Origin of the sequence: Alteromonas sp. MmMcT2-5 (assembly GCF_022348315.1) — a bacterium.
Lineage (GTDB): Bacteria > Pseudomonadota > Gammaproteobacteria > Enterobacterales > Alteromonadaceae > Alteromonas > Alteromonas macleodii.
The window spans coordinates 61,021-84,251 of sequence record NZ_JAKRFB010000028.1 but is presented as its reverse complement, the minus strand read 5'-3'; the positions used below and the strand labels follow the sequence as shown (position 1 = coordinate 84,251).

The window sequence follows — 23,231 nt, the reverse complement described above, 5'->3', positions numbered from 1 at the left end:
GTCCTTTAACTTAGCCCGCTAGGCTTGCAGGACTGTTTCGCGATTAAAAGGCTTCCATTTAGACCAAAATTCGTACACCAAAGGTCAACAGGCCCTAGATACTTCCCTTTATTTCTCCTCTTGGTTATTTTCTCTTATTCTGAATCTTCCTCCCAAATCACCACTTTGTTTCGACCTTTTGCTTTCGCTAGGTACAAGGCTTGGTCTGACTGTTTAATGAGAACATTTATATCCTCTTCGCCTGGCGAGGTTCCTGCCACACCTATACTTACTGTCACTCGTATGAATTTGTTGATGTCGTGGGTGAAAAGGTGTACGCGGAGATTCTTGGCAATTTGCTTGGCGTAATGCACCCGAGTATGGGGCAAAAATACCAAAAACTCTTCTCCGCCCCAGCGAAAGGTAATGTCAGAGCCCCTAACTTGCCCTTTAATTTCTTCAGCGACTTTTATTGGGCTATTTTTAGCAATATGAGTAACAAGAACACTATATGAATCTAATTCAACAGCCCCCCCCAAACCGTGTTACCAGTGAGCCCATAACGAACGCGCCCATTAGTATTTTTTATAAGTGTATTCTGCTGATATTTAGTCAGGATGTCTTCAGCAGTAAGCTGACTACCTTCCTCGTAATACATCCACAGCTTGTCGTTAACTAACTGCATTTTATCTAAAGACGCAGTACTTTTAGCGTAAGCGTGAGAGAGCCCGCCCCACAAGCAATTAACTATTACAAAACCAACAAATAAAAGAAGTGCTTTCATACATCAATTCTTTTGAATAGGGGCTTTTGAACACAGGGCTAGCTTTTGTATCGGCACCCCTTTCTTATATAAATATTAAGTTACGCTTATCAAAACCGTTTGTGAATAGGTTAAATTCATCAATATTCTACAAATGCGTTTTTGTGTTGTTTCGTTTCCACATGTAAAGGCTTACGTATCTTTTATGCTTAGTTTTATTACCAGCACGCTGATTCCTGTTTTGATCCTTCTGTTAATGGGATGGCTATTTTTTCGCATTAAATGGCTCAATGAAGGGTTTATAGAAGCTGGATCTAAACTGGTATTTAACGTTGCGCTCCCTGCGCTGTTATTTTTATCGATAGCGCGAGCAGACTTTTCTAAAGCCGCCAACCTATCGCTGATAGGCGTTGGGGTTATGGGCACGCTCATTGTTTTTGCCGCTCTGATGATTACCTCTCATCTGACCGTACATCCGTACAAAGCCAGAGGTGTGGTTGTACAAGGCGGTTTCAGAGCCAATATGGGCATTATTGGCCTTGCTTATTGTGCCAATACCTATGGGCAAGAAGGGCTTGCTGTAGCCTCGGTCTATATGGGGTGTATTACTATATTGTTTAACGTATTGTCTGTCTTTGTTCTTAATTTTTATCAAGGCGCGTCGCGTTCTTTATTGGGTCAAGTTACTGGCATGGCGAAAAACCCGCTAATTCTTTCTATCGCGGCAGCGCTCCCCTTCTCTTACTTCGAATGGCAATTGCCCACCACCTTGATAAAAACCGGTGAATACTTTGCGCAGCTAACACTGCCACTTGCACTTATTTGTACCGGTGCTTCCCTACAGTTCCGCTCATTCTCCAGTGACTGGTTTAACATTGTGCTTAGCACAACCAGTAAATGCGTGGTTTATCCCACTATATTAGTCGCGTTTGCCTATGCTTTTGGATTTAGAGGTATGGAGCTGGGCATTGTTCTTCTTCTCGCCATTTCACCTACTGCTGCAGCAAGCTATGTCATGGTTAGAAACTTAGGCGGTGATTATCGTTTGGCGGCAAGTATCATCGCAGTGAGCACATTGGCATCTTTGCCTATTACCGCCCTCGCCTTTGGAATATTAAGTAAACTACAGCTAGTGTGATGAAAATATGTCTTTGTTAAGCACATTTTAAGTTTATAAACAGTGAAGAGTGAGGCTATTGATGTAGTGTTGGACGTTATTGGAAACGAAAAGCGCCGGGTAACTCGACGTTAACCCGGCGAAAAAGGCGTAACAGACGTCGCCCTAATCTGCTTCTATCTCACCCTCTTCAATAGCCACAACGCGACGTGCTTCAACGTAGGTTTTAATAGCCCAAAGTGTCTCTTGGTCTAAGATAGGATCGGTTTGACCTTCAGGAATGCCGCCAAGTGCAGGCATGCCTTTCGCCGAGCCAAAACGCAAGCGCTCAACGAACCATTCATCGTCTTCAAAGCTTTCTGGGTCGAGTTCACGAAGGTCTGGGTTTATTCCGCCAGACTGCGCGTGCAAGCCGTGACAACCTGCACAGTTATTTGCATAAGCGGACTCACCAAACTTGATGACCTTCGTTTTGGTTTCTTCATCAAGGCTTCGATATGGGTTTTCAAACACCCAGCCATTTTCAGACTCATCGCCATCAGTGATTGGCGGCATAGCTGAGCTATCTGCTCCTTGAGGGATAACATTTCCATGTGCAAGCACGTGGCCAGACAAGCCAGTCACCACGAGTGCCGCAAACAACATCGATATTTTTGTTTTCATAATTCATACATCCTCAAAAGACTATGAATTAAGTATACGTACGAGGAAATAAGGGGTAACTCTACTTTGGTTTTGAAAGGCTCCTCCTTTGGTAGGAGACCACAATGATAGCCACTGAAAGCGCAAACTTTACCGTTGCTGCTTCAACGTTAGTGCTAGAGTCAGAGTCGAAATAACGCCCATAAGAATAATGCAGACTTATCTTGACAACAGGTAAATGAATAGATGATAAAAAAGGCCAGCGCACGAAGGCGCTGGCCATGTATTAATCACTATTTACCGCTCAGCTAAGGTTAGTTTTTTGCCACCTGCTGATAGCGCTTGGGTAATTTAAACGTCCACACGGTGCCGCCTTGGTTGAAGTGCTTCACGCGTTTTGCAACTTCACCGCCCCATAATGGCACTGCGCCGCCCCATCCAGATAGTACAGAGATGTACTGCTCACCATCCATTTCCCATGTCACTGGAGAGCCAACAATACCTGAGCCAGTTTGAAACTTGTAAACCATTTCGCCGGTTTTGTCGTCAAAGGCCATAAGATAACCTTCAGGGTTACCGGTCCAAACCAGACCACCACCTGTAGTTAACACGCCGCCCCAAAGTGGAGAGAAGTTGTTATAGCGCCAAACGGTTTTACCTGTTTTGGGGTCAATCGCTTTAAGTACGCCAATAAAGTCCTCATTCACTGATTTAATGGTGAAACCTGCACCTAGGTACGCTGCACCTTTCTTGTAAGAGGTAGGCTCGTTCCAGATATCCATTTCCCATTCGTTTGAAGGAACATAGAAGAGTTCAGTATCCTTTGAATAGGCCATTGGCATCCAGTTTTTACCACCTAAGAACGCAGGGCGAGCGACAACCTGTGCACCTTGTTTACCATCAGCTGATTGCGCTGGGCTTCCTGGGCGATTTTCGTCAACGTAGATAGGTCGACCTTTTTCATCCAGTCCCTTTGCCCAGTTTAATTTATCAACAAACGGGAAGCCGCGGATAAAGTCACCGTTTTCGCGGTTAAGGACGTAGAAAAAGCCGTTTCTGTCGGCGGTTGCCGCCGCTTTCACTGTCTTGCCGTTTTCCTGGTAGTCAAACGAGATAAGCTCGTTTACGCCATCGAAGTCCCAGCCATCGTGTGGTGTGGTTTGGAAGTGCCACACAATTTTTCCTGTATTAGGGTCAATAGCTAAGCGCGACGACGAGAAGTAGTTATCGCCCGGACGTAGGTGAGAGTTCCACGGTGCAGGGTTACCCGTACCGAAAAATAGCAAGCCTGTATCTGAGTCGTAAGTACCACCTAGCCACGTTGCTGCACCACCGGTTTTCCATAAATCAGCAGGCCATGTTTTACCTGGTGCGCCGCCTGAAATACCATTTTCGGTTTTCTTACCGTCTTTCCATAAGTACCCCATGTGCCCTTCAACGGTAGGTCTAACCCATAGCTGTTTGCCAGACTTCGCGTCGTAAGCATACACTTTACCGACGATCCCGAACTCACCACCGGAAATCCCTGTAATGACTTTTCCGTCAACTACAATAGGCGCTGCAGTAATGGCGTAGCCCGCTCGGTAGTCTTCAACTTTTTTCTTCCAAACAGTTTTTCCCGTGTCTTTATCCAGTGCTACTAACTTGGCATCCAAGGTGCCAAATATGACCAGATTATCGTAAAGCGCAACGCCACGGTTTATCACGTCACAGCAAGGCATAATGCCGTCGGGCAAACGCGCTTCATATTGCCATAGCTCTTCACCAGTTCTCGCATCGATGGCCCACACACGAGAGTAAGATCCGGTTACATACATCACACCATCTTTTACCAGAGGCTGCGATTCTTGACCCCGCTGCTTTTCACCACCTAATGAAAACGCCCACACAGGACGTACTTCTTCTACTGTATCGCGGTTAATGGCGGTTAACGGGCTATAGCGCTGAGCTTTCAAGCCCATTCCATACGTCACTACGTCGTCAGTGGTAACGTGGTCATTTTGAATATCTTTGTCGGTGACAACAGCATGGACAGGAGTTAACGCACTTGCACAAACCAGCATAGATAGGGCAAGTTTTTTAATTGGCATATTATTATTCATAACGGTTCCTAGTTGCATGTAGGCCATAAATGGTCTGTTTCAGACTATTCGTTAGGATTAGCATAGCTAGGGGGGATGTCGATGCCTATGCAACAGCGGAGTGATTTGACTCCTCCTTTAGGAGGAGGAATGAAGGGCTATTTTCCCTTTTGATCAATGCCTTTACGCTTTCACGTCTTTTTAAAGAAATGCGTTCTTCCAATATTGATAGCAGTGATTAAGATAATAAAGCTGATGGCCACAGAAGTATTGCCTAAAGTGCTTTCGTTCTGAACGCTATCGTTCAGAGTGCGCTTATTCTGAAAGCTCTTGCCCCGCAAAATAAGGCGGCATCTCATAAATGGTTTTGTATTTCTCAAATAACCGTTGCATATCACCCTCTACCACCATTCGCGTAATTACATCACCAATTTCATAGCCAAGCGCGCGATAATTAGTATGAACAGCAAGTCCTATGTCCCACTTTTGCTTTCCAATGAGCGGAAACGCGTTGCTTGCAAGGCGATATTGCTCATTATCGACAAACTGACTGAGGTAGGATATTTGCGAGCGCAATCCCATTACCGCTTCGACGGTTCCTGCTTTCATTGCGTCAATCGCTTCTGCGTTTGAACCATAGTGCGATGTTTTTTCTCGCAACCGGCCGCCAAACGCTGACGTTAAGTAAAAGTGGGGAATGCTGTCTATTTCCGCACCAATCGTGTGATACTGAAACATGCCCATGGTTTCCACTTCGGGCAAAGTGTGCGTGTTGTGAATGATTTGCCAGCTTTCACGCTGATAAGGGGCAAACATATGAACAAGCTCATTAACCAACAAGCCCACGTCGTCACGTTTTTGAGAAAAGCTTGGGTCGTAAGGCGCGCGCATCATCACATCAGCCTTAATTCGGTGGATAATATGGCCCTTCCATAGGTAATTTCTGAAATCGTCCTCTGTCGTTTCACCTGGTGTCATCCATATCAGTTCTAGCTCAACACCAAGGGCGCTCGCGATTTCACGGGCGATATCAATATCAATACCTGTGGGGTTGTCGTTTTCAATAAATGAAAATGGAGGATAGTCGGTGTACACCGCAATTCTAATTAAACCGCTGTCTTTAATATCGTCTAACGATCTTGCTTCCCCGAACGCAGAAACCGTTATCAGGCAGAGTAAAATGAAAATAACTCGAAAAGGTTTAACTAACTGCACAGCTTACCCACTTATTCAATCGAACTTCTTAAGCATACTAAGGGGTTAGCGTGATTTTACTAATGCTACTTTAGCGCCATAGCATTCCTCCTTTAGGAGGATGTTCTTCGGGAAAATTGCCATATACCCTTATGTCAGACAAACACATATCAGCAAAAGCATGCAGCTGAGCTCAGGGTGGTATATGGCAAAGGGTGTAAAAAGCACGGTTGAAAGACGATTAACCGGTAAGCGCTATCAAAAGTGTGTAGCGTCACTTTTTTGCTGCGTTCTGTTGTCGTTTTTAAACAGCGCGCTCGCATTTAATGAAGCGCAATCTTCTCAGGCCCAACAAGCTGCACCACAGGCCTCTTTTGCCACTATTGTGGTCATTTACATAAAAGTTGCGGGCACATCTCCACCAGGCACACCAGACTATTTAAAGTCCCCCAGCAATGAGGGGACAGCTGGCGCAAGTGTGGCGATAGAGGATGCCAATATCACGGGAAAATTTCTTGGTTATCAGTTTGAGTTAACTGAAATCAGTGTGCCTTCTATCGGCGAACTGCAAGCTTCTTTAGCTAAAACACGTAAGCACTCTGGTTCAAGTGCTAACACAAATCACAAAGAAATAAGCAGCAATCAGCAAGGCAACATTGCACCCGTTGTACTACTGGACATGCGAAGCAGTGATAAGGTAAAGGCTGCCTCAATTGAGCAGTTGATTGCCAATATTCAAAGCACGCTTCCTAATGCCGTATTTTTTAACGTAGCTAATAGCGATGATTTGCTGAGACAAAATTCATGTCGCCTGCCCTTGTTTCATACAATCCCCAGTTATCAGATGAAAGCCGACGCGCTAGCCCAGTGGTTTCGCACTAAGCGTATTGACGAGATATTTGCAGTTTACGGAAAAACCGCTGACGATGCTGCATACCTAGCCGCGTTTAAACGCAGCGCTAAAAAATTCAAGCTTTCACTTGTTGAAACTAAACAGTGGCAGGACAGTTTTGATTTACGCAGGGCTGCCTTTGCTGAAATTCCTCAATTTACGCGAACAACCGAAACCTATCAGGCTGTTTTTACCGCCGATAGCGCGGCGCAATTCGCGTATAGCCTACCCTTTAACACCTATTATCCCGTACCTGTGGTAGGTGCTGCCGGCCTAAAAGCTCTAGGTTGGCATTTTACCCACGAACAATGGGGCGCCCGTCAGCTTCAAAGCCGTTTTAACGACGGGTTTAACAGACACATGAATGAAGTCGACTTCGCCGCGTATCTTGCGGTAACGGCGGTGGCAAATGCTGCGCAGCAAGGAAGCGATTTAACGCAGCAGGGAATACTTAAAACCTTGCTTAGCGACCACTACACGCTGGGTGCCTATAAAGGCCGCCCTCTTTCTATTCGCCCCTACACCCACCAATTTCGTCAGCCTATTGCGCTGGCCCACGAAGACGCATTGGTGACTCATGCGCCCCTTGAAGGCTTTTTGCACCAAACCAACGAACTGGACACATTAGGCGCAACACACACTACCTGTAAGGACAAGTTATGAGCTATCGCTTTGCACTCTTGCTTGGCAGTTTAATGGCAAGCTTTGCACTTCCTCAAGCCTTTGCACTTCCTCAGGCGTATGTCACTAACGAAAAAGACAACACGCTATCTGTCATTGATATGACGACATTTGATGTGGTTGAAACTATCGAGGTTGGAGAGCGACCCCGAGGGTTTATTTTAAGTGCAGACCAGTCCCACGCGTATATCTGTGCCTCTGATGCTGATCGCATTCAAATTATGGATTTGTCTACCCATTCCATAGTGGGCGATCTTCCCTCAGGTGCAGATCCTGAAACCATAGCATTACATCCTAACGGCACCACTATTTACACAGCTAATGAAGACGATGCCCTTCTTACTGTTATCGACATTCCAACGGCTCAGGTCATTTCTCAGATAGATGTAGGCGTAGAGCCTGAGGGGCTGGCTGTGAGTCACGACGGCAGCATGATGGTAGTCACATCAGAAACCACTAACATGGTGCACTGGATAGATACCAAAACGCACGAAAATATTGCAAATAGCTTGGTTGACGCAAGACCCAGAGATGCTCACTTTACCAGAGATGACAAGTACCTTTGGGTAAGCTCGGAAATAGGTGGAACCGTTAGTATTTTCGAAACTGCTACTAAGCAAAAAGTGAAGACCCTTTCCTTTGCCATTAAAGGCGTTTATCGCGACAAGGTTCAGCCAGTGGGTATTGTGCTTATGAAAGATAAACCCTACGCCTTCGTGGCGCTTGGCCCAGCGAATCGCATAGCGGTCATCAATACCGATACCTTTGAAGTGGAAGACTACATTTTGGTTGGGCGACGAGTGTGGCAATTAGCGTTTAACCAAGATCAGTCTTTATTGCTGACCACTAACGGTGTAAGCGGTGATGTTTCTGTCATCAATACCCACACGTTAAACGTAGAGCATACGGTAAAAGTGGGGCGTTACCCTTGGGGCGTGGCGGTTAAATGGAAATAGCGGTTCAGGCGGTTTCACATCAGTACGGCGGCCATCACGCGCTGGACAATATAAGCCTTTGCCTAAAACCAGGCTTAACCATGCTGCTTGGGCCAAATGGCGCAGGCAAAAGTACCTTATTTGCGCTTATTACGGGCCTTCAAAAACTCACGCAAGGCAGCATTACCTTTGATGGTGCTACACTGTCTCAATCTCGCACAAGTATTATGGCGAAAATGGGCGTGGTATTTCAGCAAAGTACCTTAGATATCGACCTGTCGGTAAAACAAAATTTGTCCTACTTTGCTTCGCTCCACGGCATAACTACCACTTGCGCGCTATCTCATATTCATGGCCTGCTCGACGAGCTCGATCTTACGAGTAAGCTCAACACAAAAATTCGCAACTTAAATGGCGGGCACAGACGTCGGGTCGAGTTAGCTCGGTGCCTTATTCACAAGCCATCCTTGCTGCTACTAGACGAGCCTACCGTTGGCTTAGATATAGAATCCCGTCACCTTATTTTGCGGGTAGTACAAGCACTCGCTCATTCGCAAAACGTAAGTGTACTATGGGCCACGCATTTATTTGAAGAAGTGAAGCACAACAACAACTTGATAGTCTTATCAAAAGGACGAGTGTTAGCCCACGACCAATGTGAAGCCTTGTTAGCCAAGTATCATCAACAAGATATTGAGCACCTTTGGCAGCATTTGATGCAGGAAGGCTCCTGATGTACTGGCGCTGTTTTGTGGGCGTACTTACCCGAGAGATGCTGAAGTTCTGGCAGCAACGTACACGCCTGTTAAGTGCATTGGTGCGCCCGCTGCTTTGGCTATTTGTTTTTGCCGCAGGGTTTCGTTCGGCCCTGGGTCTTTCAATGACCGAGCCTTACGAGAGTTATATTTTATACGAAGAGTACATTGTACCTGGGCTTGCCGCCATGATTGTGCTTTTTAATAGTATGCAAAGTTCATTGTCCATGGTGTACGACAGAGAAATGGGCAGCATGAAAGTACTGCTGTTAAGCCCGGTTCCCCGCCCTTTTCTGCTAGGCAGCAAGCTTATAGCCAACACCTTGGTAAGCGTTATTCAGGTATACATCTTCTTTGCCTTTGCGCTTTTACTAGATGTACGTCTTTCTGCGTTGGGATACGTTTATGCGTTGCCTGTTATTGCGCTACTGTCATTGTTTTTAGGTTCGTTAGGATTATTACTGGCAAACTATATTAAGCAGCTAGAGAACTTTGCCGGAGTCATGAATTTTGTCATTTTCCCCTTGTTCTTTCTATCAAGCGCCCTATACCCGCTTTGGAAAATGCGTGAGGCCAGCGAATGGCTGTATCAGATTTGTGCCTTTAACCCCTTTAGTAGCGGCGTAGAATTACTGCGATTTGCGCTTTATGAAAAACTCGAACACAACGCGCTTGCCGTTGTACTTTGCCTTACGGCTATCACTTTTATTTTCGCTGTGAGAAGCTTTCGCCCCAAAGCCTCAAAAGGGCGCTTCTCGTGATAAAAGCAAACCTAATCTGGGCTAATGAAAGCAATAAAGTTAAAACATTAGACGATAGTGACTGCTTACTTATTTTAACTACGCCCACGTTGTTGGCGAGCCAACTCTTTCACTTTTCAACACCCGCAAAGGCATACATTGAGCAGGTTTTTGACGATGAAGGTTTTGCAGGAAATAAAGGCGAATGTGTATTCGTACAAGGCCTTAAGGCGTTTAAAACAAGTTACATCTCAGACACTGAAAACAGCGGAAAAAACAAAATTAGCCAACAATTAGCTGAAGTAAAACGGGTGCTGTTTTATGGTGTCGATTTTGCGTTTTTTGAAGCGTCAAATGCACCCAACGTCTCTAGCCGTGCCTCGACTTTTTCTAAAACTAATGACCCTTCCATGGTTAACCGCTTAAGCTACGCTAGCGATGCAAACTCCGCGTTCTATTCGAAAAGCACTAGTGACTTGAACCAAACTAACGCGCCAGCATTTCGCTACCTAGAACAGCAGTTCGATGCATTGTTTAAAAAGCTTAAAAGCGTGTCAGTAACCTTGGAAAAACTGTCGTTTATGGCGCTTTCTACCGCTGAAACAGCAAGCAATGACCCTGTTAACACCATTGCAAGCCACTCACCATTTCTGAGTGCGCTACTTAGAAGCTATTTCAAGCACGGTTATCACTTTAAGGGCTATAAGACGAATAATCGTTCGGTTTCTAGCAGTCGAGTCCGCGATGGCAACAACAACGCAACTAGTGTTGAAAAAAACGCCGCAACTAATGAAGCAATTAACCAAGCAACTGATATTAGAGGCACGCTGTCTCTTGCATTAGATGCCAAGCATTTTAATAAAGCGCAAAAGCGTCTCGTTTCACACACTATAAGCTATGAAACGGCCCTGAATGCCGCGATGACGTGGGCTAAAGATCTCGCCCACATGCCAGCCAACTTATGTACGCCAGATTATCTGGCCGAACAAGCTCTGCATCTGGCGCAAACCTTTAATACGGTGTCTTGCGATATCCTCAATGAAAGTGCGCTAAAGCAGTTAGGCATGAACGGGTATTTAGCGGTAAATGCAGGTTCACAGTTTGCTGCCACCATGCCTATTCTTCGCTATACAGCCAAAGGTTTAGAGAATTCACCGCCAGTAGTGTTAATTGGCAAAGGTGTAACCTTTGACAGCGGCGGCATAACGTTAAAACGCAGCCCTGATATGCGCCATATGATTTACGACATGGCAGGCGCTGGCTGTGTATTGGGCGTCATTCAGGCGGTTGCCACACTGGGGTTAAATATAAATATTGTTGGTATTGTGGCGAGCGCTGATAATGCGATTGATGGCAAAGCCTATTGCCCGGGTGACATCATTACTATGCACTCAGGAAAAACCGTGGAAGTCATGAGCACCGATGCAGAAGGGCGTATGCTTATGGCCGATGCAATCAGCTACGCGAAACAGTTCTCCCCCTCGGTTATTATCGATATTGCAACCCTAACCGGCGCGGCCATTAGCGCACTGGGGCACAAAGCCACTGCGCTTTTTAGCAACGCTCCAGCGCTTGAAAATGCGTTAGTTGAAGCGGGTGAACAGGCTAACGACAGGTGCTGGCCTTTCCCACTTTGGCCAGAATATCAAGACGCCATTACCTCTCAGCACGCGGATATGATGAATACGGGCATAAACTCTCCCGGTGCTATTTCGGCAGGCTGCTTTCTCTCTCACTTTGCTGACGGCACCCCGTGGGCTCACCTCGATGTGGCAGGAACCGCTTTTACCTACACCAAATCGTTATCGGCGACCGGCCGCCCTATCCCTTTGCTGTTATCTTACTTAAGCAGCTGCGCTATCGAAAATAATCAATAAATCATCAAAATTCATGACAGTTCTCCTCCCTTAGGAGGATATCTGTTAACACATATTCAACATATACTCAGTCATGCGTTTAATCATAAAGAAGAGGAACAATTATGTGGACTAAACCCCAATACACAGAAATGCGCCTTGGTTTTGAAGTAACCCTTTACATCAATAACCGCTAGGCAACGCCCTCTGGGATGATGAACAAAAAGGCTGCCGATGCAGCCTTTTTTTACTTGTAGTATGGAGTTGTTATGCACGTATTGATTCTTGGTGCTGCCGCTGGGGGTGGATTTCCGCAATGGAACTGCCACTGCCCAAATTGTAAGGGTTTACGCGAAGGTAAAATAAAGGCGAAAGGCAGAACACAGTCGAGCATTGCTGTCAGTAGCGATGGTAAAAATTGGGTTCTCATTAATGCCTCCCCCGATTTAAGGGAGCAGATAAATAGCCATCCGCAGCTGTGGCCCGACGCCCATGTTTCTCGCGGCACACGCATAAGCGCAATTGTGCTTACCGACAGTCAAATAGATCATACTACAGGCCTGCTAACATTGCGCGAAGGCTTACCCCTTCCCGTTTATTGTACCGATGTTGTGGCCGAAGACCTAACCACCAGCTTCCCGCTTTTTACCGTATTAAAACACTGGCACGGCGGACTACAACAGCATTCAATTAATACCGATTATCATCAACGCTTTGTACCAAAGGGGGCAGAAGGCCTGACTTTCCAACCCGTGGTATTAGAGTCTAATGCGCCCCCTTACTCGACGTATCGCGACAACATTGTGCCGGGCAACAATATCGGCCTGAAGATAACTGACGACACCACGGGCAACGTGCTTTTTTACGCGCCGGGATGTATGCAGGCAAACGACACAGTAAAACAGGTGATGCGCGAATCTCACTGCGTGCTATTTGACGGTACGCTGTGGGCCAATGAAGAAATGATAGATCACGGCTTTAGCAACAAGCTGGGCACTGATATGGGACACATGCCGGTTAATGGAAAGGGCGGAGCCATTGCGCTGCTAAATGAATTTAACGTTGAGCGTAAAGTACTTATTCATATCAACAACACTAATCGCGTGCTTGACGAAGACTCCAGTGCTTATCACAGCCTGTGTGAGCAAGGCATTGAATTGGCTTACGACGGTATGGAAATTGAGGTGTAGTAATGACAGAACACGCATGGTCTAGACAAGAATTCGAACAAAAACTGAGAGAAAAAGGCGCTTACTACCATATTCATCACCCGTTTCATAAACGCATGAATGAAGGACACTGCAGCGTTGATGAGATTCAGGGTTGGGTGGCCAACCGACTGTATTATCAAATGGCGATACCGGTTAAAGACGCGGCAATTTTAGCGAATTGCGAAGATCAACCGGTACGCAGAACTTGGATCCAACGAATTATCGATCACGATGGACGGGAAGGTGAAGACGGACTGGGCGGCATAGAAGCCTGGTTGCGGTTAGGCGAAGCGGTAGGCTTGAACCGCAGTGAATTACTTGATGAAACCCACCTGTTGCCAGCGGTTAAATTTGCAGTAAATGCCTATGTGAATTTTGCCCGCCGTGCGTCGTGGGAAGAGGCTGCCTGCTCATCGTTAACTGAAATGTTCGCCCCTGAAATACATCAAAGCCGATTAGATACCTGGCCTAGGCACTATACATGGATTGATAGTGAAGGCTTTACCTACTTTCAAATGCGGTTAAGTCAGGCGCGCCGTGATGTAGAGCATGGCCTGCAGATTACCCTTGACCACTTTGTTACCCGACAACAGCAAGAACATGCGCTCAATATACTGCAGTTCAAAATTGATATTTTGTGGAGCATTGCTGATGCCATTTGCTTTGCCTATGAATACAAGAGAAAGCCGTTTGATGGTATTGCCGACCAGCGGGTGTGCCATAAAGGGAGGTTTTAATGATGTCGAATTTACAATCACAAACCGAGCACCACTTAGATGCTGATAGCGTCGGTGCTGATAACGTGGAAGATAACATTGAAAATAGCAGCAGTCACAACAACGAGGGCGGCCGCACAAGAGACAAAACGGCTTCTTTAAATCCGCTTTTTCGCATGCAGTACGAGAAAGCTCAGGGTTGTTATATTTTGTTGTTCCCCGAAGGAATGATCAAACTTAACCCTTCTGCGGCAGAAATTCTTAAGCGTGTGGATGGCAGCAATACGGAAAATGCCATTTGTGCTGAGCTTCGCCAAGCGTTCCCTGATGCACCTGAAGATTTAGAAGAAGATGTTCATGCATTTCTGGTCCATGCCGAGCAAAAGAAGTGGATCCGCTATGACGAATAATACAAACGTTGATTTACAAACCGACGTACAAAATAGCATAACGCCTCCGCTGTGGCTCCTAGCCGAAATTACTTATCAGTGCCCATTGCATTGCCCCTATTGCTCTAACCCAGTAAACATGGAAGAAACATTTAATGAGCTCTCTACTGAGCATTGGGAGCGTGTGCTGCGTGAAGCGCGGGAAATGGGCGCCGTGCAATTGGGCTTTTCTGGCGGAGAGCCATTGCTTCGAAAAGACTTAGAGCACTTAGTCGCTTATGCGCGGGCTTTGGGTTTTTACACCAACTTGATCACCTCTGGCATTGGCATGACAGAAAAACGTATTGCCAAACTCAAAGAAGCCGGCCTTGACCACATTCAGCTGAGCTTTCAGGCAGCCAATGCTGAAGTCAACGACTTAATAGGCAACAAGCGTCACTCATTTGAACAAAAACTTAAAATTGCGAAGCTGGTAAAACAATACAACTATCCTATGGTGCTTAACTTCTGTATTACCGCGCAGAACATTCACGAAATAGAAGATGTGATGGCGCTCAGCGAGCAGCTGAACGCTGATTTTGTCGAGCTAGCTACCGTGCAGTATTACGGCTGGGCCTATGAAAACAGAGACCATCTGTTACCTACCTCACAGCAGCTACAGGAAGCTGAGGCCGCAGTGAACCGCTACCGCGCGCAACAAAACGGTAAAGGCCCAACCTTCATATTTGTGTCGCCCGACTACTACGAATCTCGCCCTAAGGCATGCATGAATGGCTGGGGCACAACGTTTTTAACCGTAACGCCAGATGGCAGTGCCCTTCCGTGTCACAGTGCAAAGATATTACCCCTTCGTTTTCCTAATGTGAAAGAACGCTCGTTGCACGATATTTGGCACCAAGACTTTAGCTTTAATCATTTCCGTGGCGATAGTTGGATGCCGTCGCCCTGTAGGGACTGCGATGAAAAAGACAAAGACTTTGGCGGCTGCCGATGTCAGGCCTACCTGCTAACAGGTGATATGTATAAGACGGATCCGGTTTGCAGCAAGTCGCCCGACCACCATTTGATGAAAGGCATTACCGATAAAGCAGGTACTGCACCGTCGAAGGCACTACAGTATCGGAAGGTGGAAAAGCCGATTCCCATCCTAGAAGTAAGTGCTACGAGGTAAGCGCTACGAGACAAGTAATACGAAATGAGTGCGCTGCGATAAGTACAAAATAAAAAGAGATACCGTTAAACCGCAATGATAAAAGTGTATGTCTGATTTTCATTTCATTGATGCCGGCTCTGGGTCAAAAGTGCATAGCGTTGTTTTTGCGCTAAAAACCCCTGCAGCAGGCCACACTGGGTTGTCTCATTTAGCTGAGCACATGAGCTTTCGACGCTCTCACCCATACCCTGCTGCCCACGAGCTTTTTACGGCCAATACACTTCTGCCTGTTACTATTAACGCTACCACACTCGCCGAGTACACCTTCTTTTTCGCTTCGTCTGAAAAAGCGAACGTGCTGCTTGATGCTGTAAATTACCTGTACTGTGGCCTGCTTAACCGGGATTACGGTACCGATGAGGTTACCATAGAGCGTGACGGGGTAATTTTTAACGAGCTCGCCATGCTAGAGGCAAACAGCGACTATGCATTAAACGCCGCTATTCGATTGGCCGATACCAATAAAAATGCCTATAAACACGCGGGTGGTTTTACACAAACCATAGGCAGCAATAGCATTCAAGCGCTTCAAGACTACAAACGCCAGTGGTATCAGCCAAGCAATATCACCACGCTGGTTTACAGTGATTCAGCCCAATTTTTTGAGCAGTGCAAAGAGGCTGTTACAGCCCTGAGCGAAGAAATAGCCCTGAGCGCAATGAAAGCGCAGAGCGTAGAAACAGCCTTGAGCGCTGAAAAAACCTTGAGCGCGGAAACAGCCTTGAGCGCTGAAAAAACCTTGAGCGCGGAAACAGCCTTGAGCGCGGAAACAGCCTTGAGCGAGAAAGCAGCCTTGAGCGAAGAATCAACACTGAACAGAAACGCCTCTCTGAGTCAGCACGCATCTCAACGTGAACACTCACATTTAGACAAAGAAGCCTCTCTTGATGCGCAAACGACAAAAGGCGAAAACGAATCAATAAGGCATGTATTAACCTGGTGGTTTCCTCGGTGCTTTTTAAATGGTTTACAACAGCAAGAAGCAACACTTAGCACCGTAGCAGGCCTTGAAAACACCTTATTTATCGACCCCGAAATCAATCAACAAGGTAACTTTGCAATTCGCCTCGTCATAAACAAAGCGATGAAGGAAGTAGCAAGCGAGCTTTCGATAGAAGCACTTCCAAAGCTTTCACAAAATCTTACACACAAGCTCGTGAGCGATGATTATGATAAAAGGCTGCGACAACTAAAACATGTGGTATCCGCGTGTCTTGCCTCATTTGATATTAAACCTTCAAAGCCAATGCCAGACACTGATAAACACGCAGAGGGTGTGGGGGCGGCTATTCGCTATTTTGCGCAACTAACAGATGCGTTGGGTTCTAACAAGTGTGCCGCCAAAGATTGTGCCACCAAAAGCACTTATTTAGCGAGTGCTAATAAGGTATCGCACTCCTACCTGAGGGCTCTACCTTCACCAGAAAAGTCAGTCGCTCTCGAGCGGATTAGAAAGGCACGCAAAGTCTTTTCCGCGCAAGCCAGCGCTTCCAATAGCGAGCAGTCACTTTTAATACCGCGTCTTACCTCTAAATACCGACATTTTATTGCGTTAGAGCACTTGCCTGCACTTCCACGTTTATTGCGGCCACTCGCCAACAAGACCACCAATTTGAAACGCTTTAACGCTGAACACATTGCTTCGCACTTAACGCCGTTTTCCATTCCATCGCCCTCAATAACTCTAGAGTCGGCTTATCTAAATTCTGCTTCTGGTTATTTGGCCTCGCACTGGGTGTATCGCATCGCGTTCTATCAACAGTCAAGACTACAAGCGGTACTGGCACACCACCTTTTCTGGCAACCAAGAACCTCGGGGGAATGCTACGCACTGGGCGCTGCAACCTATGAAAATAACCTTTTTCTATTTGGTGCCAGCGACACAAATATCATAGAGCGTGAAAACTGGTGTCATAAGGTTTTATCGATTCTCTCGTAGGGAATTCGGGAAAAAACACTGCTACCAATTTATGATACTTCCTCCCACTTAAGGAGGATATTTTTAGGGAATGGTTAAGGCAATACTGAAAGTATAAATAATAACGAAGCAGTCAAGACCATGCCTACGCGAATTTCTACTAAAAGCTCTAGCCAAAACGTTGCACAATCCCCAACACATCAACTTGCCCGTTCACCATTTGCTCTTGCGATTATTGCAAGCGCTGTAACCTATGCGTTTAGCTCTGCTGCAGAAGCTAACGATGCAATGGACCACTACGAGGTTATAGAGGTACAGGGAGCGACACCGCTTAGCGCCAACAGCAATAACTCTGCTGTATTTGGTAACGTTCAGACACTCACTCAAGACGATATTGAAGGGAGCGTCAACCGTTCACTACCGGAGCTACTCAAAACTCAACTGGCAAGCGTGAACCTAAACGATGTTCAAAACAATCCGTTTCAACCCGATCTGCAATACCGCGGGTTTACTGCCTCTCCGCTGCTTGGTCTACCTCAGGGCATTTCGGTGTACTTAAACGGCGGTCGGGTTAATGAAGCGTTTGGCGATACTGTGCATTGGGACCTAATGCCTCTAGATGCTATAGATACCGTTTCTTTGTACTCTGGTTCAAACCCTCTGTTTGGCCAAAACACGCTAGGCGGCGCCCTTGCGCTAAGAACGAAAACAGGGTTTAGCTTCAACGCCAATGAAATAGATTTAGAGGCTGGACAATTCGGCCAGAAAGCCGCGTCTGTGGAATCAGGTGGTCATAACGATCACTGGGCGTATTACGTGAACCTGAATCATTATGAGGAAGATGGCTGGCGTGACTATTCGCCATCTGAAGTGCAGCAAGTATTTACATCGCTTGCCTATAAAAGTGACAAAATGCATCTCGACATGAACCTCTTTATGGCCGATAACGAGTTACTCGGAAATGGTGCGTCGCCTATTGAACTGCTGGATATTGAAGGAAGAGAAGCGGTCTACACCCACCCCGATCAGACCAACAACGAACTTACGCACGTTAATATAACCGGTGATTTCGTTTTAACTGACACCTTATCTTTAACCGCCAATATGTTTTATCGCGACACACAAACTCAATCAATCAACGGCGATGACAGTGATTTTGGTGCCTGCCAGTTCGCTGATGGACGCGTAACACTGTGTGAATTTGAAGATGATGACGACGATGATGATGATGCTCCGCTTGATAGTGATGATGATGGCGACGACGATGATGACGATGATTTGCCTGTTGTAGGCGAAGGCGACGATATAGAAGCGGTTGAATTTATTGGCTTTGATGACGACACCGCGCTTGCCGAAATATCAGATGTGGACGCAGATGAACTTGATGGAACATACAATACGGGCCGGACAGACGCCAAAGCTACTGGGTTATCTTTTCAGCTAGCAAAACAATATGCCTTAAGCGGCTTCAGTTCAGAGTTAATTGTTGGTGCCAGCTACACCAAAGGAGATGTTAACTACGCCGCTGATACTACATTTGGTATTTTGGAAAACGAATCTGCACAAGACTCACGCACCGTTTTACCCATCGACGGGCTCATGGCACAAGAAGCCAGGGTTAGATTAGATGTAGACACCACCGCATGGTCGCTATTTTTCATGAATAGTACACAGCTCTCTTCAGCCGTATCACTCAATCTTGGTGGACGTTTTAACCGAGACCATATTGTTATGGAAGACCTGATTGATGACGGTGAAGGTTCATTGGACGGCAATCACCGTTTTACCCAATTTAACCCAGCGGTAGGTGTAGACATTACTATTGATGAGCAAAGCCAGTTGAATCTTGCAATCAGCCAGTCTTCAAGAACGCCAAGCCCAGCAGAGTTAAGCTGTGCAGATGAAGACGACCCGTGCCGCTTACCGAACGGTTTTGTGGCCGATCCTCCTCTTGATCAGGTGGTCACCCAGACTATTGAAGCGAACTACACCACACGCATTGATAACATCGACCTGATGCTAAATGTTTTTCACAGTAGAAGTAAGGATGACATTATTTTCCAACAAGCTGGCTCTGTTGCCTCTCGCGGATACTTTATTAACGTTGATGAAACCCAGCGTCAGGGCGTAGAATTCAGCGTAGGTTCAACGTGGGAAAAACTAACCTACCGGTTAAACTACAACTATCTTAACGCAACCTATGAATCAACATTCACGTCGTTTAGCCCCTTTAACCCTCAGGGTCCAGACAGACTCGTAACACCAGGTGACAAAATTCCAGGCCAGCCAGAGCATTTAGTCAAGCTCTACGCAGATTACGCCTTAACGGATAAAGCGCGTTTAGGCGCAGAAGTTATTTCAGCATCTAGTCAGTACTTTAGGGGCGATGAGGCTAACGAAAACGAAAAGATTGACGGATACGTTATTGCAAACATTTATGCATCGTACCGGTTCAACGACACATTTACCGCATCGCTTCGTGTGAATAATGTGTTCGACAAAGACTATGAAACCTTTGGCACGTATGGCGAGGCTGATGAGGTATTAGAAGACATTTATCCCGACGTAGAAGGTGCAGAGTTCGTGGGCCCCGCACAACCGCGAATGGTCAGTGTAAATCTAAAAGCGAGATTCTAATCAGATAGCAGTTGTTACCACACGCGCTTTTATCCACACAAAAGCTGCAAAAAAATCAAAAAAACGCGACTTACTTTTTCACAGTAGTCGCGTTTTTTATCATTTATACATTTAATTTTCCCGCTACTAAAGAAGGAGATTAACACGCCTTACGGCCGATGGTTCAAAATTCAATAGAACCTATTATCAATTTACTGGACACCGAAAGCATTAAAACCAGTCAAAAATAAAAATAAAAAGCCACTGTAATTAATCAACACTACCAATATTGGGACAGTAAAATGAAAAAGAATACATTTACAAAAACCTGTTTATCTATTGCCATTTTAAGCACAGTCAGTAGCCATAGTTTTGCCCAAGACGAGCCCTATTCATGGAATATCTCTGGATGGATAAATGAAGGCTTAACCTATTACGACGACGGTGTGGGTAGTGATGTGGCACAACTTTCAGACAACGGTACAACGCTAGGCAGCCGTATTACGCTTTCAGGGAATTATAAACTGGAAGAACAAGGCATGGACGTGGGCTTTGAGGTCATTATTGAACCTCTTTCAGGCGCACCGAACTACGCCGGTGGTGGCCATCAAACGCCGCTTTTATTTGCAAACCAAGATAACTTAGACACCTTCAACGGCGGCGACATAGGCCTATTGGGCAGTAGCCTCTACTTTGGTGGCGACTGGGGCAAAATCACCATTGGTTTACAAAGCCTTCCCACCGATAACATTGCCGTTCTAGCCGATCCTTCTGGCACAATCTGGTCGGGAATTTCTCCATTATTTAGAGCAAATGGCTTCTTTATTCGAGGCGTAGAAGAAGGTTCAACCAATGTCGCGTGGGGTCAATTTGCTCAGTGCTTAGCTACGCCTGGCTTGGGTATTGGTATTGACTGTAACGGTATATATCGCAACGGCGTGCGCTACGATCTCCCTCAAATGGGCAACGTGAGTATTGCAGTAGGTTATGCAAACGACGAAATTTACGATATTGCGGTTAAGTATGCGGCTGAGCACGAAGGCTTCAAAACTAACCTTCATGCAGGTTACTCAGTGAATAAAGATGGCGGTAGCAATGTTGGGGGCAACAGTTCAACTACGCTGCAACTGCAAGCAGGGCTCATGCATATTGAGTCAGGAGTATTTGGGGTAGCCACTTATCAGATGGAAGAAGCTGACGATGCGATTGTTGGGTCGGGTGACGATACAGATGCTTATTACTTTAAAGCAGGCATAAGAAAACAGTTTAATCGCTTTGGTGATTCTGCTTTCTATGCTGAATATGCCAGTTATAACGACCAATACGGCATGGCTCATTTAGATGGCGTTACCGGCTCAGAGCTTAGTCAGTGGGGCGTTGCAGCAGAACAATATTTTGGATCGCGCTTCTTGGTGTACGCGAAATACGAAAATCTAAGTTTAGATATTGATGGTTCAGAATCTGCGCAAGGAATTTATAACAGCGCAGAAGACTTAACCCTAATTCAACTAGGTGGCACTGTGTTCTTTTAATTGAGAATTAAAAATCAGTCATATTTTAACATTGAACTTATATCTAATTACTCTGAAACTTAAAAATTACTCGATTCATTTAATTAATGATAAAAAACTGATTAATTTTACACTTAATTAAGAAATTAAAATTAAGCTAAAAGATATGACATAAAAAAGCGAGATTCACTCTCGCTTTTCCTATTGAAAAAGGAAAGATCATGAAAAATATATCTCTATTTTCATTACGTTCAGCTCAACCCATTCTGTTAGCCCTACTCTTCATAACGACAGTACATATCGCAGACGCACAGGTCATATTTCAGGAGGACAAAAACAATTTTATTCGCCTTGTTGAAAAGCAAAACGAAACAGACAGTGACATGCGTGCCAACCAGCACCCCTTTACGCTGCAAGAGCAGGATGTATCCGCCATACTTAGCGCTATTCAGGTGGTTAAGAACAAAAATACGTCAACACCGCTTTTTTCCAACGAACAGGTTGCGTTACTTGCCGCCTATCTGCCTGAGGCGCTGCGAACAGCGACTGCTCAGCAAGACGTAATTTTTGCCCTTAGTAAAGAGAAGCGCTATTTGGCCGGCCTTAAAACCCAAACGTATTACGTTGCAGGCAGTATTTTCGTTGCAGACGACCAGCTCAATATTCTTATTGGCGAGTTCGATAAAGTAGCCAATAAAGCCTACGAAATGGCTTATGATCCTACTTCTCAGGGCTTGGTAAAATACGACTTTGATTTTGGTAATCGCAAACAAGCAAAGTTCTCATTCGATTCCCCACTCTCTTTTTCCGCACCTGGTATAGAACTGAAAACGAAAAATCGCTTCGATTGGGTGGTCGCACCGACTCAGCTGGCATTTGAAGCACCTGTAGAAAAGGAAACACTTTCCCCAGCGAATAGGGAAAACACACCCAGTAAGAAAGACGTAGCTGGCTCGGCCCCCTTACCAGCAGAAAACGATATCGTTGCTCGTTTTAAACGGTTAGACGCACTAAAAAAGGCAAACCTAATTAGCGAAACAGAATACGCCGAAAAAAGAAGGCAGTTACTTGACGAGTTATAGAACGAAAGTCCCGTCAGTACTGGTCTTACGTGCTTTTTTATTATAAGCCATTGGTCTTATTAGGCCTGATTTAATGTTATATTAATGTTAACATTGTAAACACGTGAAGTGACTGTTTAGCTTTTAATATTTCGGAGAATTTGGTCACTTTGAAGCGTTTCATTTACGCCATAATTTTGTCTTACTAAAAGGCTTATGTGTGAATAAAACGCCAGCCCAAATAAGTCACAAGGCCAGCGGCAAATGTCGCTTTTTTAGCTGAGGGAAAGACCATGCACCGTATCTTGATAATTGACGACCACCCTATTTTTCGTCACGCAATGATTACTATCTTAGGGAAAAAGTTTCCCGACTCAGAAACCCTCGAAGCCAATTCAATTTCTGAAGCGTTAACGTTGCTAGAGCAAGACGCGAAGTTCGACTTAATCATGCTTGATTTAAATATGCCGGAAACCTGTGGCTTAAACGGACTTTTAGAAATTCGAAACCAACACCCTAATGTACCTGTAGTGATTATTTCCGCTGAAACGGAAAAGCAAAATATACTGCAAACCATTTCTTATGGTGCCGTTGGCTTCATTTCAAAAAGCAGCAAGATTGAAGAAATCGCCACATCTATCGAGAGTATTTTTGAAGGGAACGTGTGTTTACCATCAGAGATATTGAGAACGCCGTCTACCAGAACACGCATGACCAATGACAACGGTATTTCGCCTGAGCAAATTCGTTCATTAACACGAAAAGAGCTGACTGTACTGAAATATCTAACTCAAGGGTTAGCCAATAAAGTGATTGCCTACGAGCTTAATATTTCTGAAACCACGGTTAAGTCTCACGTCTCATCTATTCTCAAAAAATTAGGCGCCAGCAACCGAGTAAAGGTTGTGGCCAGTGCCGCGAATATCGACTTTAACCAATACGTATTTAATTAAGACCTGTT

General features: G+C 45.6%; 20 protein-coding genes. 15 read left to right on the top strand and 5 right to left on the bottom strand.

Annotation, left to right across the window (positions count from 1 at the left end):
• Window positions 1-134: 134 nt before the first annotated feature.
• Both MHN09_RS13050 and MHN09_RS13045 read right to left on the bottom strand, forming a co-directional pair.
• Window positions 135-518, bottom strand: a complete 384-nt coding sequence (locus tag MHN09_RS13050; RefSeq protein WP_049588467.1) for a GGDEF domain-containing protein — start codon at window positions 516-518, stop codon at window positions 135-137.
• Window positions 497-763, bottom strand: coding sequence for a hypothetical protein (locus tag MHN09_RS13045; RefSeq protein WP_049588468.1), 267 nt, complete (start codon window positions 761-763; stop codon window positions 497-499). The genes MHN09_RS13050 and MHN09_RS13045 overlap by 22 nt, the downstream gene beginning before the upstream one ends.
• Before the next feature lie 184 nt (window positions 764-947).
• On the opposite strand from MHN09_RS13045, the gene MHN09_RS13040 reads away from it, so the two are divergent.
• Complete coding sequence (locus tag MHN09_RS13040; protein WP_049588469.1) at window positions 948-1,880, top strand: AEC family transporter; 933 nt, start codon at window positions 948-950, stop codon at window positions 1,878-1,880.
• Between the two features lie 144 nt (window positions 1,881-2,024).
• Here MHN09_RS13040 and pedF read toward each other — a convergent pair whose 3' ends face one another.
• The 3 genes from pedF to MHN09_RS13025 all read right to left on the bottom strand — a co-directional run bounded on the left by pedF (window position 2,025) and on the right by MHN09_RS13025 (window position 5,797).
• The gene (pedF, locus tag MHN09_RS13035) at window positions 2,025-2,522 is read right to left on the bottom strand and encodes a cytochrome c-550 PedF (RefSeq protein ID WP_014950662.1); all 498 of its coding nucleotides are present in this window, start codon (window positions 2,520-2,522) and stop codon (window positions 2,025-2,027) included.
• Between the two features lie 293 nt (window positions 2,523-2,815).
• On the bottom strand, window positions 2,816-4,603 hold the full coding sequence (locus tag MHN09_RS13030; protein ID WP_197047979.1) for a PQQ-dependent methanol/ethanol family dehydrogenase: 1,788 nt from the start codon (window positions 4,601-4,603) through the stop codon (window positions 2,816-2,818).
• Window positions 4,604-4,897: 294 nt separating this feature from the next.
• Complete coding sequence (locus tag MHN09_RS13025; RefSeq protein WP_049588471.1) at window positions 4,898-5,797, bottom strand: ABC transporter substrate-binding protein; 900 nt, start codon at window positions 5,795-5,797, stop codon at window positions 4,898-4,900.
• A 184-nt stretch (window positions 5,798-5,981) separates the two neighbouring features.
• On the opposite strand from MHN09_RS13025, the gene MHN09_RS13020 reads away from it, so the two are divergent.
• The 14 genes from MHN09_RS13020 to MHN09_RS12955 all read left to right on the top strand — a co-directional run bounded on the left by MHN09_RS13020 (window position 5,982) and on the right by MHN09_RS12955 (window position 23,223).
• Window positions 5,982-7,331, top strand: coding sequence for an ABC transporter substrate-binding protein (locus tag MHN09_RS13020; RefSeq protein WP_231514324.1), 1,350 nt, complete (start codon window positions 5,982-5,984; stop codon window positions 7,329-7,331).
• The gene (locus MHN09_RS13015; protein ID WP_168463002.1) at window positions 7,328-8,305 is read left to right on the top strand and encodes a PQQ-dependent catabolism-associated beta-propeller protein; all 978 of its coding nucleotides are present in this window, start codon (window positions 7,328-7,330) and stop codon (window positions 8,303-8,305) included. The genes MHN09_RS13020 and MHN09_RS13015 overlap by 4 nt, the downstream gene beginning before the upstream one ends.
• Window positions 8,296-9,018 (top strand): ATP-binding cassette domain-containing protein, encoded by a 723-nt coding sequence (locus MHN09_RS13010; RefSeq protein WP_049588476.1) that lies wholly within the window; start codon window positions 8,296-8,298, stop codon window positions 9,016-9,018. Before MHN09_RS13015 ends, MHN09_RS13010 begins: the two co-directional genes overlap by 10 nt.
• Window positions 9,018-9,800, top strand: coding sequence for an ABC transporter permease (locus tag MHN09_RS13005; RefSeq protein ID WP_239241032.1), 783 nt, complete (start codon window positions 9,018-9,020; stop codon window positions 9,798-9,800). Before MHN09_RS13010 ends, MHN09_RS13005 begins: the two co-directional genes overlap by 1 nt.
• Entirely contained in the window at window positions 9,797-11,656 is a 1,860-nt protein-coding gene (locus MHN09_RS13000) for a leucyl aminopeptidase (protein ID WP_239241031.1), read from the top strand. Before MHN09_RS13005 ends, MHN09_RS13000 begins: the two co-directional genes overlap by 4 nt.
• Before the next feature lie 248 nt (window positions 11,657-11,904).
• Window positions 11,905-12,825: a pyrroloquinoline quinone biosynthesis protein PqqB gene (gene pqqB / locus MHN09_RS12995; RefSeq protein WP_014950672.1), complete on the top strand. Its 921-nt coding sequence runs from the start codon at window positions 11,905-11,907 to the stop codon at window positions 12,823-12,825.
• Between the two features lie 2 nt (window positions 12,826-12,827).
• A complete protein-coding gene (gene pqqC, locus MHN09_RS12990; protein WP_239241030.1) occupies window positions 12,828-13,583 on the top strand; it encodes a pyrroloquinoline-quinone synthase PqqC in 756 nt (251 codons plus the stop codon).
• Window positions 13,583-13,972 (top strand): pyrroloquinoline quinone biosynthesis peptide chaperone PqqD, encoded by a 390-nt coding sequence (gene pqqD / locus MHN09_RS12985; protein WP_239241029.1) that lies wholly within the window; start codon window positions 13,583-13,585, stop codon window positions 13,970-13,972. Before pqqC ends, pqqD begins: the two co-directional genes overlap by 1 nt.
• Entirely contained in the window at window positions 13,962-15,122 is a 1,161-nt protein-coding gene (gene pqqE / locus MHN09_RS12980) for a pyrroloquinoline quinone biosynthesis protein PqqE (protein ID WP_239241028.1), read from the top strand. The genes pqqD and pqqE overlap by 11 nt, the downstream gene beginning before the upstream one ends.
• A gap of 88 nt (window positions 15,123-15,210) precedes the next feature.
• A complete protein-coding gene (locus tag MHN09_RS12975) occupies window positions 15,211-17,103 on the top strand; it encodes an insulinase family protein (protein WP_239241027.1) in 1,893 nt (630 codons plus the stop codon).
• A gap of 120 nt (window positions 17,104-17,223) precedes the next feature.
• The gene (locus MHN09_RS12970; protein ID WP_239241026.1) at window positions 17,224-19,719 is read left to right on the top strand and encodes a TonB-dependent receptor; all 2,496 of its coding nucleotides are present in this window, start codon (window positions 17,224-17,226) and stop codon (window positions 19,717-19,719) included.
• 281 nt (window positions 19,720-20,000) lie between these two features.
• Window positions 20,001-21,230, top strand: coding sequence for a porin (locus MHN09_RS12965; RefSeq protein ID WP_014980250.1), 1,230 nt, complete (start codon window positions 20,001-20,003; stop codon window positions 21,228-21,230).
• Between the two features lie 200 nt (window positions 21,231-21,430).
• Window positions 21,431-22,291 (top strand): hypothetical protein, encoded by an 861-nt coding sequence (locus tag MHN09_RS12960; RefSeq protein WP_014980251.1) that lies wholly within the window; start codon window positions 21,431-21,433, stop codon window positions 22,289-22,291.
• A gap of 272 nt (window positions 22,292-22,563) precedes the next feature.
• Window positions 22,564-23,223 carry a response regulator transcription factor gene (locus MHN09_RS12955; RefSeq protein ID WP_014950680.1) on the top strand — a complete coding sequence of 220 codons (660 nt, stop codon included), beginning with the start codon at window positions 22,564-22,566 and terminating at the stop codon, window positions 23,221-23,223.
• The last annotated feature ends 8 nt before the right edge of the window (window positions 23,224-23,231 follow it).